The 16,110-nt window shown below is 60.1% G+C and carries 15 protein-coding genes; 12 read left to right on the forward strand and 3 right to left on the reverse strand.

Going from position 1 to position 16,110, the window contains the following annotated elements; genetic code table 11:
• The first annotated feature begins 1 nt into the window (after nt 1).
• Genes cobN through cobJ form a run of 5 tightly spaced genes read left to right on the forward strand, consistent with a single transcriptional unit; the run spans nt 2 to nt 6,540 of the window.
• A complete protein-coding gene (gene cobN, locus BUC32_RS11515) occupies nt 2–3,304 on the forward strand; it encodes a cobaltochelatase subunit CobN (RefSeq protein ID WP_073252726.1) in 3,303 nt (1,100 codons plus the stop codon).
• The gene (cobG, locus tag BUC32_RS11520; protein ID WP_073252728.1) at nt 3,301–4,434 is read left to right on the forward strand and encodes a precorrin-3B synthase; all 1,134 of its coding nucleotides are present in this window, start codon (nt 3,301–3,303) and stop codon (nt 4,432–4,434) included. Before cobN ends, cobG begins: the two co-directional genes overlap by 4 nt.
• A complete protein-coding gene (locus tag BUC32_RS11525; protein WP_073252730.1) occupies nt 4,434–5,063 on the forward strand; it encodes a precorrin-8X methylmutase in 630 nt (209 codons plus the stop codon). The genes cobG and BUC32_RS11525 overlap by 1 nt, the downstream gene beginning before the upstream one ends.
• Nucleotides 5,060–5,788: a precorrin-2 C(20)-methyltransferase gene (locus BUC32_RS11530; RefSeq protein WP_073252732.1), complete on the forward strand. Its 729-nt coding sequence runs from the start codon at nt 5,060–5,062 to the stop codon at nt 5,786–5,788. The genes BUC32_RS11525 and BUC32_RS11530 overlap by 4 nt, the downstream gene beginning before the upstream one ends.
• On the forward strand, nt 5,785–6,540 hold the full coding sequence (gene cobJ / locus BUC32_RS11535; protein WP_073252734.1) for a precorrin-3B C(17)-methyltransferase: 756 nt from the start codon (nt 5,785–5,787) through the stop codon (nt 6,538–6,540). The genes BUC32_RS11530 and cobJ overlap by 4 nt, the downstream gene beginning before the upstream one ends.
• Before the next feature lie 95 nt (nt 6,541–6,635).
• Here the strand turns inward: cobJ and BUC32_RS11540 are convergent, their stop codons facing one another.
• Nucleotides 6,636–7,373: a cobalt-precorrin-6A reductase gene (locus tag BUC32_RS11540; RefSeq protein ID WP_175556928.1), complete on the reverse strand. Its 738-nt coding sequence runs from the start codon at nt 7,371–7,373 to the stop codon at nt 6,636–6,638.
• On the opposite strand from BUC32_RS11540, the gene cbiE reads away from it, so the two are divergent.
• The 7 genes from cbiE to BUC32_RS11575 all read left to right on the forward strand — a co-directional run bounded on the left by cbiE (nt 7,372) and on the right by BUC32_RS11575 (nt 14,339).
• Nucleotides 7,372–8,571 (forward strand): precorrin-6y C5,15-methyltransferase (decarboxylating) subunit CbiE, encoded by a 1,200-nt coding sequence (cbiE, locus tag BUC32_RS11545; RefSeq protein WP_073252736.1) that lies wholly within the window; start codon nt 7,372–7,374, stop codon nt 8,569–8,571. The genes BUC32_RS11540 and cbiE overlap by 2 nt on opposite strands.
• Nucleotides 8,553–8,933, forward strand: coding sequence for a cobalamin biosynthesis protein (locus BUC32_RS11550; RefSeq protein ID WP_245815173.1), 381 nt, complete (start codon nt 8,553–8,555; stop codon nt 8,931–8,933). Before cbiE ends, BUC32_RS11550 begins: the two co-directional genes overlap by 19 nt.
• The gene (gene cobM / locus BUC32_RS11555; protein WP_073252739.1) at nt 8,930–9,724 is read left to right on the forward strand and encodes a precorrin-4 C(11)-methyltransferase; all 795 of its coding nucleotides are present in this window, start codon (nt 8,930–8,932) and stop codon (nt 9,722–9,724) included. Before BUC32_RS11550 ends, cobM begins: the two co-directional genes overlap by 4 nt.
• Nucleotides 9,717–11,033 (forward strand): cobyrinate a,c-diamide synthase, encoded by a 1,317-nt coding sequence (locus tag BUC32_RS11560; RefSeq protein ID WP_073252741.1) that lies wholly within the window; start codon nt 9,717–9,719, stop codon nt 11,031–11,033. Before cobM ends, BUC32_RS11560 begins: the two co-directional genes overlap by 8 nt.
• On the forward strand, nt 11,030–11,752 hold the full coding sequence (gene cobA / locus BUC32_RS11565; protein WP_073252743.1) for a uroporphyrinogen-III C-methyltransferase: 723 nt from the start codon (nt 11,030–11,032) through the stop codon (nt 11,750–11,752). Before BUC32_RS11560 ends, cobA begins: the two co-directional genes overlap by 4 nt.
• Nucleotides 11,753–11,792: 40 nt before the next feature.
• On the forward strand, nt 11,793–12,545 hold the full coding sequence (gene cobF, locus BUC32_RS11570; protein WP_073252745.1) for a precorrin-6A synthase (deacetylating): 753 nt from the start codon (nt 11,793–11,795) through the stop codon (nt 12,543–12,545).
• A 105-nt stretch (nt 12,546–12,650) separates the two neighbouring features.
• Nucleotides 12,651–14,339: a sulfatase-like hydrolase/transferase gene (locus BUC32_RS11575; RefSeq protein WP_073252747.1), complete on the forward strand. Its 1,689-nt coding sequence runs from the start codon at nt 12,651–12,653 to the stop codon at nt 14,337–14,339.
• Here BUC32_RS11575 and modC read toward each other — a convergent pair.
• On the reverse strand, nt 14,336–15,418 hold the full coding sequence (modC, locus tag BUC32_RS11580) for a molybdenum ABC transporter ATP-binding protein (protein ID WP_073252749.1): 1,083 nt from the start codon (nt 15,416–15,418) through the stop codon (nt 14,336–14,338). The two genes, BUC32_RS11575 and modC, sit on opposite strands and share 4 nt — an antisense overlap.
• Nucleotides 15,415–16,107: a molybdate ABC transporter permease subunit gene (modB, locus tag BUC32_RS11585; protein WP_073252751.1), complete on the reverse strand. Its 693-nt coding sequence runs from the start codon at nt 16,105–16,107 to the stop codon at nt 15,415–15,417. Before modB ends, modC begins: the two co-directional genes overlap by 4 nt.
• Between the last annotated feature and the right edge of the window lie 3 nt (nt 16,108–16,110).

Below are 16,110 nucleotides of genomic sequence, written 5' to 3' on the forward strand. Positions count from 1 at the left end.
AATGCATGTCGTCTTTCGTGAAAGCCATGGGTTAGAAGAGACCGAGACCCCCACCGATCTGGGCCAAAGCCCGGGCGAATTGGTGGTCTTGTCGTTCTCGGATTCTGACCTTGGGGCTTTTGCGGCGGGCTGGCATCGCGGCAAGGACGATCTGCCAACTTTGCGGCTGGCCAATATCTCGGGCCTGAAACATCCGCTGTCTGTGGACACTTACATTGAACAGACTTTGATCGGGGCCAAGGCGATCCTGATCCGTCTGATTGGTGGAATTTCCTATTGGTCTTATGGCATATCGCAGATCGCGGTACTGGCGCGCGAAAAGGGCATTGCGCTGGCGGTGTTGCCTGCGGACGGGCGGCCCGATGTGCGGCTGGACGAAGTGTCGACATTGCCGACATCGACTTTGCATCGACTGACCAATCTGTGTGACACGGGGGGGGCCGTAGCGGCGCAGGCGGCCTTGGCGCAGCTGGCGTTGGCGGCGGGGCTTTATGCCAAACCCGTTATGGGCAAGAAAACCCTGCCCGAAGTGGGTGCATGGACGCCGCAAACGGGTGTTTGTGATCCATTGAAGATGCGAGATCCGTCCCGCCCGTTGATCGCCATCACGTTTTACCGCGCCTATCTGAGTGCGGCGGACACACACCCGATTGAAGCCTTGTTTACCGAGTTTCGAACCCGTGGTTTTGATGTGATTGGCCTGTTTGCGCCGTCCCTGAAAACGCCTTGTGCACGGACCTGTCTCGCGATCCGGCTGGCGGCGTTGAAACCTGCGGCCATTGTGAATGCCACGGCGTTTTCTGGCAAAGGCAACGATGGTGTGTCGCCATTGGATGTGTCGGGCGCGCCAGTGTTTCAGGTGGCGTTGGCGACATCGTCTGAGGAGGCATGGGCCGAGGCAGAGCGCGGCTTGTCGCCTGCCGACCTGGCGATGCATGTGGTGCTGCCCGAGGTGGATGGACGTCTGTTTGCAGGAGTTGCGTCCTTCAAAGAAGCGGACGCGCGGGATGAGGCGCTGGAATTCGCACGGGTGGCGCATAGGGCGCAACCTGCACGGATCAGGGCCGTGGCCGATCACGTGGCGGGCTGGGTGCGGCTTGCGGCAACACCCGCACCAGACAAGCGCCCGGTGTTTGTGCTGTCGACCTATCCCGGGCGAGACTGGAACATGGCGCATGCGGTGGGATTGGACCCGCTGGCAAGCGTTGAAGCGATGCTGAGAGATTTGGGCGCGGCGGGTTATCAAACAAAAAATCGCGATGCGGATCAGGATAATAACCTGAGCGATGCCCTGTTAAATGAGACGGTTTCGTGGAGTTTGGATGCCTACAAGGCGGCCCTAACCACCCTGCCCCCATCCCTGCGCGATGATCTGACCGAGACATGGGGCACCCCCGAGGACGATCCGGCCTTTCATGACGGCGCCTTTCATTTTGCCGCCACAAAACGCGGCAAGGCGCTGGTGGCCCTGCAACCCGAACGCGGCACGCCCGAGGCGCGCGATGACGAATACCACGACCTCAGCCGCACGCCACGCCATGCCTATGTGGCCTTTTATCTATGGCTGCGGCAATCGCAGAGCGTTGATGCGCTGATCCACGTCGGGGCACATGGCACGCTCGAATGGCTGCCGGGCAAATCGGTGGCCTTGTCAGATGACTGCTGGCCCGAGGCCCTGATCGGTGATCTGCCCGTGATTTATCCGTTCATCGTCAACGACCCCGGCGAGGCCGCACAGGCCAAACGCCGCATTGGCGCATTGACGCTGGGCCATGTTCCACCGCCCCTGAAAGCCAGTGCGACACCCCAAAGGTTTGCCCGTCTCGAAGGCATTCTGGACGAATTTTCAAACGCAGATGGTCTGGACCCAAAACGGCGCGACCGGCTGCAGGAAGATATCCGCGATGAGGCGCAGGCCTTGGGGTTGAGCGAGGAACTGGGGTTGGATGCGGCGACGTCGCTGGCGGAAACGATCACCCGCATCGACACATTTGTTTGTGACATCAAGGAAAGCCAGTTTGGCGACGGTTTGCATATCTATGGGCGCACGCCCGAAGTTGCTGGCAGCTTTGATGTTGGACCATCTGCTGCATCTGAGCGCAATGGATTGTTGGATGCATTGGCGGGCAAACGCATTGCGGCGGGCCCGTCCGGGTCGCCGTATCGCGGGCGCACGGATGTGTTGCCGACCGGGCGCAATCTGTTCACCACCGACCCACGCTCTGTGCCAACTCGCGCGGCTTATGCCCAAGGTGTGAAGCTGGCCGAAGAACTGGTGCGCCGCCATTTGCAGGATGAGGGCGATTACCCCAAAAACCTGATTGTCGACCTTTGGGGGTCCGCCACCATGCGCACGGCCGGCGAAGAATTTGCCATGGCGCTGCATCTGTTGGGGGCAAAACCTGTCTGGGACGAAGGCAGCGAGCGGGTGAGTGGTGTGGAAGTCCTGCCGATCACCTTGTTAGAACGTCCCCGGATCGACGTGACGCTGCGCGTCTCGGGCCTGTTCCGCGACGTGTTTCCGACCCTGTCTGCGCTCTACACTCAAGCCGTTAAGGCCTTGGCAGAACGGGACGAGGCCGCAGACTGGAATCCCTTTGCGGGCCGGGTCACCGCACCACGCGTCTATGGACCTGCGCCGGGCAGCTATGGTTTGGGCATGGGACACAGTCTGGAAGATTATTCCGACGAAGGGCGCAAACAGGCCGGAGAAGCGTGGCTGGCGGCATCGTCTTTTGCGCTCGATAGCGATGTGCCGACCCGTGACCGCGCCGGGATCACTGAACGCGTCGCCGAAGCCGACAGTTTTGTGCATCTGCAAGATATGCCTGAAACCGACCTGTTGCTGGCCAGTGATTATGCCGCCCATGAGGCCGGTTTTGCCGCCGCACAAAAGATCACGGGCGGCAAGGAAGCCGCGCTTTATCACGTCGACAATACCAACCCCGACAGCCCGCGTGCGCGCAGCCTGCCCGAGGAAATCGCCCGCGTGGTGCATGCGCGCGCCACCAATCCAGACTGGCTGGCGGGTATGATGCGGCACGGGTTCAGGGGCGGCGCGGAAATCGCCGCAACACTGGATCACATGGCGTCCTTTGCCCATCTCGCAGGCGCAGTCCCGCCGCAATTGTTTGACGCCTATCACGATGCCACCCTTGGGGATGAAGATATCATCGCCTTTCTCGAACGAGAGAACCCGCAGGCGCTGGCTGCGATGCGTGAGAAATTTAACGCCCTGCACGAGGCAGGCCTGTGGAACACCCGTCGCAATTCCATTCTCGCCGATTTGGAGCCCCTGACATGACCCGCCCTGATCCCAAAGGATGGTGCCCCGGCGCCTATCGCCCTATGATGTCGGGAGACGGGCTGGTGGTGCGTGTGCGCCCTATGTTGGCGCGGCTGACCACGGAACAGATCAACGGCCTGTGTGATCTGGCGGATCGTTATGGGTCGGGGTTAATTGATCTGACCAGCCGCGCGAATTTGCAAATCCGGGGCGTCAAAGAGCACGACCACGAGGCGTTGTTGCAGGCGCTCGCAGAACTGCAATTGCTGGAAAATGATCCCGACCTTGAAGGCCGCCGCAACATTCTGATGACGCCGTTGTGGCAAGCCGGTGATGACAGTCACGTAATTGCCCAAGACCTGATGGCGCGTCTGGCAGACCTGCCGCCTCTGCCCGCCAAGATGGGGTTTGCGATTGATGCCGGCCCTGCCCCAATGTTGCAGAACAACTCGGCCGATTTTCGCATTGAGCGCGACGCTGACGGGCACCTCGTTCTACGCGGCGATGGCAGCGCGAACGGACGTCCGGTCACCCGCGCCAATGCAGTGGATGCGATCCTTGAGATGGCGCATTGGTTTGTCAGCACAGGTGGCAATGCCAACCGTCGCATGGCCGCGCATCTCGACAAGGTGACCCTCCCGGCGGATTGGTCGAACACGCCCCCGGCAAGGGGCCGTGAGACTCTGCGCCCCGGGGCGAATGATCTTGGCGCAGTCTATGGTGTCGGATTTGGACAGATCAAAGCGCGGGCGATGCGCGCGATATTGGCGCAAACCAAAGCCGAGGCAATTCGTGTCACCCCGTGGCGGTTGTTCCTTCTGGAAGGCACAAAAGCGGTTGAGGGCGATGACTTTATCACCGACGCCACTGATCCGTTGTTGCAGGTCAATGCCTGCCCTGGCGCGCCATATTGCACCGCCGCGTCCGTCAACACCCGCGCTTTAGCGCGCGAACTGGCCGGGCGCATTGACGGCCCCTTACACATCTCAGGCTGCGCCAAAGGCTGTGCCAGCCCCCGCAAATGCCGCACCACGCTTGTTGGCCGGGGGGGCAAGTTCGATCTTGTCCGCAATGGCATGCCGTGGGATGAGCCGTTGCTGACGGACCTGAGTCCTGACACCCTTATCGACCGCATCGGAGACGATTGATGCCGTATGAATACGAACAAAACGGACAAGCGATCTATGACGAAAGCTTTGCCACCATCCGCCGCGAGGCCGCCTTGGGTGGTTTTGACAAGGACGAAGAACAGGTTGTGGTCCGCATGATCCATGCCGCGGGCATGGTGGGGCTTGAGAGCCACGTCAAATTCACCCCCGGTATGGTGGCCACCGCCCGCAGGGCGATGGAAGATGGCGCACCGATTTTTTGTGACGCGCGCATGGTGTCAGGCGGTGTCACCCGCCCCCGTCTGCCCGCCGACAACGAGGTGATCTGCACGTTGCACGCGGATGGCATTCACGAACTGGCCGCCAAAATGGGCAACACACGTTCGGCCGCTGCGCTGGAACATTGGCGCGACAAGCTGGGGGGCGCAATAGTCGCCATTGGCAATGCGCCCACGGCGCTGTTTCATCTGTTGAACATGCTCGAAGACCCGACCTGCCCACGTCCGGCAGCCATTATCGGCTGCCCAGTGGGATTTGTCGGCGCGCGTGAAAGCAAGGATGCGCTCTGGGCGGATCAACCGGTGCCCTGCATGATCGTCGAAGGCCGTCTGGGTGGCTCTGCCATGACCGTCGCTGCCATCAATGCCATCGCGAGCCGTAAGGAATGACTATGGGAAAAATCTATGGCCTTGGGCTTGGCCCCGGCGATCTCGATCTGATGAGCGTTAAGGCGCATCGTCTGCTGACGGGTGCCAAACACGTGGCCTATTTCCGCAAGGCGGGCCGCAAAGGTCAGGCCCGTAAAATGGTCGACAGCCTGTTGCCCGAGGGCGTGATTGAATTTCCGATGGAATATCCGGTAACCACCGAAATTCCGGTCACTGATCCGCGTTACAATGAAATCCTGTCGGCGTTTTATGCCGAGGTCGCAGCCCATCTGCGCACTTTGGTTGAATCCGGCGAAGATATCGTGGTGCTTTGCGAGGGTGATCCGTTTTTCTATGGGTCCTTCATGCATCTTTATACCCGCCTGAACGAGGTGGTCCCAGTTGAGGTTGTCCCGGCCATCACCGGCATGAGTGGGGCCTGGACCGCCACAGGTCAGCCGATCACATGGGGTGATGATGTGCTGACCGTGCTGATGGGCACGCTTGAGGAAAAAGACCTTGTGCGGCACATGGATGACACCGACGCGCTGGTGGTGATGAAGATCGGGCGCAATTTCGACAAAGTGGTGCGCGCGCTGAAGGTGGCGGGCAAATTTGACGACGCATGGATTGTGCAATTTGCCACCATGCCCAACCAAAGCATGTGCAAACTGTCCGAAATGACCGAAAAAGTGACACCCTATTTCTCGATCATCGTGGTGCATGGTCAGGGGCGGCGCCCGTGACAGGCTGGGTTGTCATCGCGGGTCTCGGGCCGGGCAATGATGCGCTGGTCACGCCTGAAGTGCAGGATGCATTGGCCGAAGCGACGGATATTGTCGGCTACATCCCCTATGTGGCCCGCATTGACCCCCGCGAGGGTCTGACACTGCACGCATCAGACAACCGGGTTGAGATTGACCGCTCGCGCCATGCATTGGAAATGGCCAGCGAAGGCAAACGCGTGGTGGTGGTTTCATCAGGTGATCCCGGTGTTTTCGCGATGGCCGCAGCTGTTCTGGAAGCGGTGGAACATGGCGCGCCTGCGTGGCGCGATCTGGACATCCGGGTGTTGCCGGGGATCACAGCGATGCTGGCCGCGGCAGCGGCTTGTGGCGCGCCTTTGGGCCATGATTTCTGCGCCATCAACCTCAGCGACAACATGAAACCGTGGGCGTTGATTGAAAAGCGCCTGCGCCTTGCGGCCGAGGCCGATTTTGCCATGGCGTTTTACAATCCACGCTCAAAATCGCGCCCCGAAGGTTTTGGCAAGGCGTTGAAAGCGCTGCGAGACGCCTGTGGTGACAGCCGCCCGATGATATTTGCCCGCAATGTGTCCCGCCCGGACCAAACCATCCGGATCGTGCCGTTGGATGAGGTGACCGAGGATATGGCGGATATGCGGACCGTCGTGTTGCTGGGGTCGTCTACAACACGGATTATTGAACGCGACGGGACGCCGCTGGTGTACACGCCGCGATCGGTGAAGGACGTATGAGATTTTCAGGGATGCGCGCGCCCGAGGGGGCTGCGAATGCGCCCGCCTGGGGCGCGGGCGGGTGTATCCCGGGCCGCAAGCGACCCAGGGAAGACTTAGTTCCCTTCCAACCAGTCAAACACACCTTCAACCGTCGCCACGTTATCGCGGGTGGGCAAGTCAGGCCGGTCGATCATCACAACCGGCAGGCCCAAGGCGCGTGCAGCGTGCAGCTTGGCCTCGGCACCGGCCCCGCCTGCGTTTTTGCAGACCACCATGTCGATGTTGTGCTGTTTGAACAGCGCAGTGTCGCCAACGACGCTAAACGGGCCACGCGCCACCACGACCGTGTGATGCGGCACCGCCGGTGCAATCTTGGGCGCATCAACAAGCCGCAGGACATAATGGTGTTGGGGCTGCGCGGCAAAGGCATCCATATGAAGGCGACCCAGCGCCAGCATGACGCGTTGGGCCGAACCATCAAGGGCTGCAACGGCGCCTGTCATGTCCGGCACATGGCGCCAGTTGTCTCCGGTTTGAGCACCCCAAGGCGCGCGCGTCAATGCCAGCAACGGCGTGCCTGTTTGCCGACAGGCATGAAACGCATTCCAGCTCATCTGCGCGGCAAAAGGGTGTGTGGCGTCAATCACATGGGTGATGTTATGGTCGCTCAGGTAGGTGGCCAGTCCGTCGACCCCGCCAAAGCCCCCGACACGATGGGGAATGGGTTGCGGACGCGGGGTTTCAACGCGCCCTGCATAAGAAAAGGTCGCCTGAACGCTCCGCTCGGCCAGGGCCCGCGCCAAGGCGGTGGCTTCGGTTGTGCCGCCAAGAACAAGGAGGTTGGCACCCATGTCTGAGACTCCGTGGCTGACCATTGTCGGTTTGGGCGAAGATGGACCGGATGGCCTGTCGCCTGCAAGCCGTGAGGCGCTGGAAAAGGCAGAAATCGTCATGGGGGCAGCACGGCATCTGGCATTGCTGCCGGAATTGACGGCCCACACCGTCACATGGCCCGTGCCATTCGCAGAAGGCATCCCTCTACTGCTGTCACAGAAAGGCAAGCGCGTGGTGATGCTCGCCTCGGGCGATCCGTTCTGGTTTGGCGCGGGCAGCAGCGTGACCAAACATTTGCAGACCGGGGAATGGCTGGCCTTGCCGTCGCCCTCAACCTTTGGGCTAGCCGCGTCCGCGTTGGGCTGGGCCTTAGAAAACACTGTGATTGCAGGATTGCACGCCGCGCCATATGCCAGGATCAGACCGCAACTGTTTGACGGTCAACGCATATTGGCGACGCTGCGCGACGGCAAGGCGGTTGCTGAGATTTGTGCGTGGCTGAGCACTGAAGGCTTTGGACCTTCGACGGTACATATACTCGAAGCCCTTGGTGGGCCCCGTCAAAAGGTGCGGCAGACCAAGGCAGACACTCTTGAATTTGAAGACATTCAGCATCCGGTTTGTATTGGCATAGATGTTGCAGGCCACGGGGCCGTTATCCCCCTGACTGCAGGACGTCCTGACGACCTGTTCGACAATGACGGCCAGATCACAAAACGGCCCGTGCGGGCATTGACCTTGTCGGCGCTTGCGCCCCGCCCCGGCGAACACCTTTGGGACATTGGCGGGGGATCGGGATCCATCGGGATCGAATGGTTGTGGGCGCATCCAACGACCTCGGCCAGTGCCGTGGAAATCAACCCGGAGCGCGCGGACCGTATCCGCGAAAATGCCGCGCGGTTGGGTGTGGATCGTCTGAACGTCGTCACAGGCAGCGCTCCCGAAGCTCTGAGCGATCTGGCCACCCCTGATGCAGTTTTCATTGGCGGTGGGATCAGTCAGGACATGTTGGAAACTGTTTGGGCCGCAATGCCCAATGGCGCACGACTGGTGGCTAACGCAGTGACTCTTGAAGCCGAAGTTCTGCTGGCCAACTGGCATGAGGCCAAAGGCGGAGAGATGCTTCGCGTTGAACTGGCGGCCTCGCATCCTTTGGGGCGCAAACGTGGCTGGAAATCCTCCTATCCGATTGTGCAATGGAGCGTTGTGAAATGATCGTGGCCGGGTTTGGATTTCGCAGAACCGCGACCGTGGCATCGTTGCGTGCCGCCCTGACGGCCACGGCTCCAAAGGGCGTTGAAATGCTGGCGGCCCCTGTCGACAAGGCCTTCGCAGAGTGTCTGCAGACCCTTGCGAGAGAGATGTCTTTGCCCGTGCAACCGGTCCAGGATGAGGCGCTGCAAGCCGTCGAAACCACGACCCTTTCAGAGGTTAGCCAAAGTCATCGCGGCACTGGCAGCGTGGCCGAGGCTTGCGCTCTGGTTGCGGCTGGGCCACAAGCCGAATTACTGACGACACGACAGGTTTCGCCCGACAGAATGGCGACCTGTGCCATCGCAAAAGGACCGCGCGTATGACCGTGCATTTCATTGGTGCCGGACCGGGCGCTGCCGACCTGATTACCCTGCGTGGGCGCGACCTGATCGCGGCGTGCCCGGTGTGTTTATACGCAGGTTCACTGGTACCCGAGGAAATCCTCGCCCATTGCCCGGACAGCGCCAAGGTCATCAACACGGCCCCTTTGGATCTGGATGCAATCATCCTGGAATGCAAAGCCGCGCATGACGCGGGGCAGGATGTGGCGCGCCTGCATTCCGGCGACCTTTCGGTCTGGTCCGCCATGGGCGAGCAAATCCGCCGCTTAAAAGCGGAAGGCATCGATGTGTCCGTCACCCCCGGCGTGCCAAGTTTTGCCGCTGCCGCAGCGGCTTTGCAGACCGAACTGACCCTGCCAGGGTTGGCGCAATCGGTGATCCTCACCCGGACACCGGGGCGTGCCTCGACAATGCCCGAGGGGGAGACGCTCACAAACTTTGCTGCCACCGGCGCAACGCTGGCGATCCATCTGTCGATTGGCAATCTGGACAATGTGATTGCCGATCTGACCCCGGCCTATGGCGCGAATTGCCCTGTGGCAGTTGTGTATCGCGCCAGCTGGCCCGATCAACAGGTGATCCGCACCGATCTGGCGCATCTCAAAGACGATGTAACCGAAAACATCACCCGCACCGCGCTGATCCTTGTGGGGCCTGCGTTGGCGGGCGAAGGATTTGACGAAAGCTGTCTTTATGCCAGCGAATATGACCGCCGCTATCGTCCGCAAACCGCCGATAGCCCATGGTCCAGCTGGAGACACGGCGATGACTAAAGCAACTGCCCCCGGACTTTTGATTTCTGCGCCTTCGTCGGGCACCGGAAAAACAACCGTGATGCTGGGTCTGTTGCGGGCCTTGGCCGAAGATGGCCTGAACGTGCAGCCATTCAAATCCGGCCCTGACTATATCGACCCGGCATTTCATCGCGCCGCTGCGGGCCGCCCGTCGTTCAACATCGACACATGGGCGATGAATGAAACCTTGATTGGTGGCATTTCCGAGCAATCTGCCGGTGCCGACATCATCATCTCCGAGGGTTCCATGGGCCTGTTTGACGGGGTGGCCACACGCGGCGAAAGCGGCTTTGGCTCCTCGGCGGAAACCGCGCTCAAAATGGGCTGGCCTGTGGTGTTGGTGATTGATGTGGGCGGTCAGGCACAATCTGCTGCTGCCACGGCACTGGGTTTCAAAGCGTACAATCGCGATCTGCCTTTTGCTGGTGTGATCCTGAACCGCTGCGCCTCGCCGCGCCACGAGCGGCTGGCCCGTCTGGGTATGGATCATGCGGGCGTCAAGGTTCTGGGCGTACTGCCGCGCCGCGGCGACCTCGCCCTGCCGGAACGCCATTTGGGGCTGATCCAAGCGGTTGAACATCCTGATCTGGAACAAGCCATCAAAGGCTATGCCGCCTTCCTGCGTGAAAACGTCGATCTGGAGGCGATCAAGGCGGCTGCCAAAGCGGGCCCTGCGGCGACCGGCCTCCTGCCCAAACCGCCTGCACAACGCATCGCTCTGGCACAGGACGCGGCGTTCAGTTTCACCTATCCACATGTCCTGACAGGTTGGCGCAATGCCGGCGCAGAAATCTTGCCGTTTTCGCCTTTGGCGGATGAGGCTCCGGCGGCAGATGCTGATTTGGTGTGGCTGCCCGGCGGATATCCGGAATTGCACGCAGGCACATTGGCTGCGGCCTCTAACTATCTGACGGGGCTTCGTAAACACGCCGAGACAAAACCGGTGCATGGTGAATGCGGGGGCTACATGGCATTGGGAGAGGTTCTGATCGACAAAGACGGCACGCGCCACCAAATGGCAGGTTTGCTTGGTCTTGTAACCTCTTACGAAAAAAGGAAATTCCACCTTGGGTATCGTCAGGCTTCCCTGATGGCGCCGATGCCGGGATTTGGCCGTGGCGCGCGCCTGCGGGGCCACGAGTTTCACTATTCCACCATTCTGGAAGAACCCGACGCGCCGCTGGCGCAAGTGGGCGATGCCGACGGCAATCCGGTGCCTGAGACGGGCTCGATCCGCGTCAACACCACCGGCACATTCTTTCACCTGATCGCAGAGGCAAGCACATGAGCGGTTTCGTCAGTTTTGTAAGTTCCGGTCCGGGCGACCCCGAGTTGTTGACCCTGAAAGCCGTTGATCGGTTGAAAAAGGCAGGCGCCATCCTGTTCGATGACCTCTCCTCTGGCCCGATCCTCGAACACGCCTCCCCCGACGCTGATCTCGTCGGTGTCGGCAAACGCGCCGGACGCCCCTCGCCCAAGCAAGACCACGTCAGCCGCCTGCTTGTTGAGTACGCCCAGACCGGCGCGCATGTGGTGCGTCTGAAATCCGGCGATGCGGGCATCTTTGGCCGCCTCGAAGAAGAGATCACCGCGCTCACCGAAGCCGGCATCAAATTCGAAGTCATTCCCGGTGTCACCTCGGCCTGTGCCGCCGCTGCCGCCGCGCAAATCCCGCTCACGCGCCGCCTGATGGCGCGCCGCGTCCAGTTTGTTACGGGTCACGATGTGGCTGGTGCCCTGCCCGGTGATCTGCACTTGCAAAGCCTTGCGGATCCCGGTGCGACCACGGTATTGTTCATGCCCAAACGCACCTTTCCGGCGCTGGCGGAAAAGCTGTTCGAAACCGGCCTGCGCCGCGATTGCCCTGCATTGCTGGCCGAAAACGTCAGCCACCCTGATCAAACTCTGCAACGCACCACTATGGAAGACCTGGCCACTCAGCTGTCCCAGGAAATCTCAACCGCTCCGGGACTGATCCTGTTTGGCGAACTGGCCGAAAGTCCCTGATCTTCATCTTGCCCTAAATACTCCCGCCGGAGGCGTCCTCATGTTTCAGCTTTCCCTTGTCGGTATTGGATCTGGTAACCCGGAACATCTGACCCTGCAGGCGATCCGTGTTCTGGAAAGCGCTGACATCATCCTGCTGCCTCGCAAGGGTGATGCCAAAACCGAATTGGCCGATCTGCGCCGGATGATCGCCTCGGACGTCCTGAAAACCCAGCCGAAGATCGTTGAGTTTGACTATCCGGTGCGCGATGCAGACACGCCCAAATATCTGGATGGCGTCAACACATGGCACGACGCATTGGCAACAATCTGGGGCGGTCTGATCGATGCCCACGCGCCCAAAGACGGCCATATTGCCCTGATGGTCTGGGGCGACCCTTCGCTGTACGACAGCACCTTGCGTATTGCCGACCGGCTGTTGGCCCAGGGACTTGAGATCGATGTGCAGGTTGTGCCGGGCATCACCAGTTTGCAAATGCTGACTGCCGCACATGCGATCCCTCTTAACACGCTTGGCGCGCCGGTGCAGATCACTACGGGGCGCCGCTTGCGCGACTTTGGCTGGCCCGAGGGTGTCGACACAATTGCCGTCATGCTGGACGGAGAAAACTCATTCCAGAGCCTTGCACCAGAAGGCTATGACATCTGGTGGGGGGCCTATGTGGGCATGCCGGGACAGATCCTGCTGGCAGGCGAACTGGCCACCATTGGGCCGGAAATCATCCAGACCCGCGCTGAGGCACGCGAGCAGCATGGCTGGATCATGGATATCTATCTGATCCGCAAACGCTGAATTGCTTGGCCGTACGGCAAAAAATTAATTGCTTAGTTAATCAACTTTCACTGGATTTCCACCCCTAGTTGCCAACATAGTTGGTTCAACCAAACGGGGGACATCATGACCAAAGCAAAGAACATCCTGTTTATCATGTTCGACCAGCTGCGCTGGGATTACCTGAGCTGTTATGGCCACCCCCACCTGCAGACCCCTCATATTGATCGCCTGGCGTCCAAAGGCGTGCGATTTGACCGCGCCTATATTCAGTCACCGATTTGTGGCTCGTCGCGCATGTCAACCTATACCGGGCGCTATGTGCATTCGCATGGGGCCAGCTGGAACAACATCCCGCTTAAGGTCGGCGAGCGTACGATGGGGGATCATCTGCGTGACAATGGCATGGGCTGCTGGCTGGTTGGGAAAACCCACATGAAGGCCGACGCCGAAGGCATGGCGCGGTTGGGGTTGGAGCCGGACAGCATTATTGGCGCACGCGTTGCGGAATGCGGATTTGACGTTTTTGAACGCGATGACGGTATGCGCCCCGAGGGCCCGGACGGGTTTTATGACAATGGCGGTGCGTTGAAATACAACGAATACCTACGTGAAAAGGGCTATGACTCGGACAATCCTTGGCATGACTTTGCCAATTCGGGACTGGATGATGAGGGCAACGTGCTGTCGGGATGGTTCCTGAAATATTCCAATCAACCCGCCAATATCGAAGAAGACGATTCCGAGACCCCTTACCTGACCCGTCGCGGTATGGATTTCATGGCCCGTCAGGATGGGCCTTGGTGCTGCCATCTGAGTTACATAAAACCGCATTGGCCCTATATCGTGCCAGAACCCTATGCGTCGATATACGGCCCCGAGCATGTTTTGCCAGTGGTACGCTCAGACGCGGAACGCGATCAGGCACATCCTGTATTAAAGGCGTTTATGGACACCAAGGTCGGCAAGGCGTTTAGCGAACAACATGTGCGCGACGCGGTGATCCCGGCCTATATGGGCCTGATCAAACAGATCGACGATCAGATGGGTGTGCTGTTTAATTGGCTTGAAGACACCGGCCGGATGGACGACACGATGATTGTGTTAACCTCGGATCATGGGGATTTTCTGGGCGACCATTGGATGGGCGAAAAGACGTTCTTTCAGGATGCCGCCACCCGTGTGCCATTGATCATCTATGATCCCTCGCCCGAGGCTGATGCCACGCGCGGTACGGTTTGCGACGCCTTGGTCGAAAGCATCGATCTGGCCCCCACCTTTGTCGAAGTGGCCGGCGGCAAAGTGCCGGGACATATTCTTGAAGGCGAGTCGCTGTTGCCGATCCTGCATGGCGCGCGTCAGGACACGTTGCGCGACTTTGTGATCTGCGAATACGACTATTCCGGCTCGCCCATTGCGACCAAGTTAAACGCCGATGTGCGTGACGCGGTGACGTTCATGATTGCCAACAAAAAGTGGAAGATGATCCATTGCGAAGGCGGGTTTCGCCCGATCCTGTTTGATCTGGAAAACGATCCGCAAGAGTTGGTTGATCTGGGCGACAGCAACGCGCATTCCACTGTGATTTCAAAGATGTATGACCATCTGTTCACCTGGACACGCCGCGCAGCACAGCGCACCACACGGTCCGAAGAACAATTGCTGGAGATGCGCAGCAAAAGCGGTGGGCGTGGTGTGATGATCGGCATCTATGACGAAAACGACGCGCCTCTGGAACTCACTCCGAAATATCGTGATCGGGTTGCTCCGCACCACAGCAAACGTCATGGCAAAACGGCCGGGCCCAAGACTTAGCCCCCGACGTCCTGCGGCGCGATCGAGACGGTTTTGACCACAGCGTAAACTTCGAGGTCCTCGGCAAGGGACATGGCGGTGACAGAGCGCCGTGTCAGGCGCGCCAGCACCCGCCCCGCGTTGGTATCCAGCGACACGATTGCACCGGGGCCGTCACCTGCACGTATCTGAGAGATTCGACCTTTCAGGATATTCAGTGCCGAAATGCCTTCTGGTCTGGTCAAAGACAGCATCACGTCCTGTGCGGCAATGCGCACCCGGACCGGCGCACCGATTTGCTGAGGAACGCGGGGGAGGAACAATGATGCACCCTTGGCATCAAGTTCGCTCAGCCCGTCGTCATGATGGCCGACCACCTGCGCCTCGATCACCGCCCCCACGGCGCGCACGCCGGATGGGGTGAACATCGGATCACCCAGAACCTCAATCGCCGAACCTTGACGCACCACCTTGCCACCTTCGAGCGCCACAATGGTGGTGGCCAGTCGAGCGACTTCGGCAGCCGAGTGGCTGACATAGAGGATCGGAACATCGCTTTCGTCGCGAAGCCGTTCAAAATAGGGCAGGATTTCTGCTTTTCGTGCCTCATCCAAGGCAGCCAGGGGTTCGTCGGCGAGGATCAGGCGGGGACTCGCCAGCAAGGCGCGGCCAATCGCGACGCGTTGCTTCTCGCCGCCCGAAAGCGCGCCGGGGCGGCGTTCGAGCAGGGGGCCGATGCCTAACATGTCGACCACGCGGGTCATATCTTCGCGCGGAGCATCCTTGGGGGCGAACCACTGACCAAAGCGCAGATTTTGGCGCACGGACAGGTGTGGAAACAGGCGGCCCTCTTGAAATACATACCCAAGGCGGCGGCGATGCGGCGGCAGCCAGAGGCGCTGATGGGTGTCGCACAAAACTTGGCCGTTGACCGAAATCCGACCCTGATCCGGGCGCAAAAGACCCGCCACCGCGTTGATTATGGTGGTTTTACCGGACCCGGAACCGCCAAAAAGAACCGTCAAACCGGGAGAGGCCTCAAAGCTGACATCCAGTTCAAGCGCATCGAGGCGGTGCTGTAGGGATACGCTCAGCATCATGCACCCCCAACCCGTTTGGCCACGCGACGTGCCAGAATTTCAGACAGCAGCAAGGCCGCCATCGCAATGACGACTGACACCAGCACCAAGCGCATGGCAGAGTTTTCGCCGCCCGGCACCTGCAAAAAGGCATAGATCGCCGAAGGCAGCGTTTGGGTCTTGCCGGGAATATTGGACACGAAAGTAATGGTGGCGCCAAATTCCCCCATCGCCTTGGCAAAGGCCAGAATGGCGCCGGTGATGATACCGGGCAGGATCATTGGCAGGGTCACGGTGGCAAAAATCCAAAGGCGTGAGGCCCCAAGGGTGGCGGCGGCCTGTTCCAGTTTGGGGTCAACCGCTTCGATCGACAGGCGCATGGCGCGCACCATCAAAGGGAATGCCATGACACCCGCGGCCAAAGCCGCCCCGGTCCAGCGAAAGGCCAAGACGATGCCGATGTCTTGGAGGAAACCGCCCACAGGCCCGCGTGTGCCAAATGTCATCAGAAGAAGATAACCTGTTACAACCGGCGGCAGGATCAGCGGGAGATGCACAATTCCGTTCAAAATTTGTTTGCCGGGAAACTCCCACCGGGCCAACGCATAGGCCACAAATATGCCAAGCGGCAAACCCGCCAGAGTTGCCCAAAACGCAACCCGTAGGGACAAGACCACAGCCTGCCATTCTTCTGGTCCCAGCCAATCCATGGT

The organism is Shimia gijangensis (genome assembly GCF_900142085.1).
In the GTDB taxonomy this organism is placed as follows: domain Bacteria; phylum Pseudomonadota; class Alphaproteobacteria; order Rhodobacterales; family Rhodobacteraceae; genus Shimia; species Shimia gijangensis.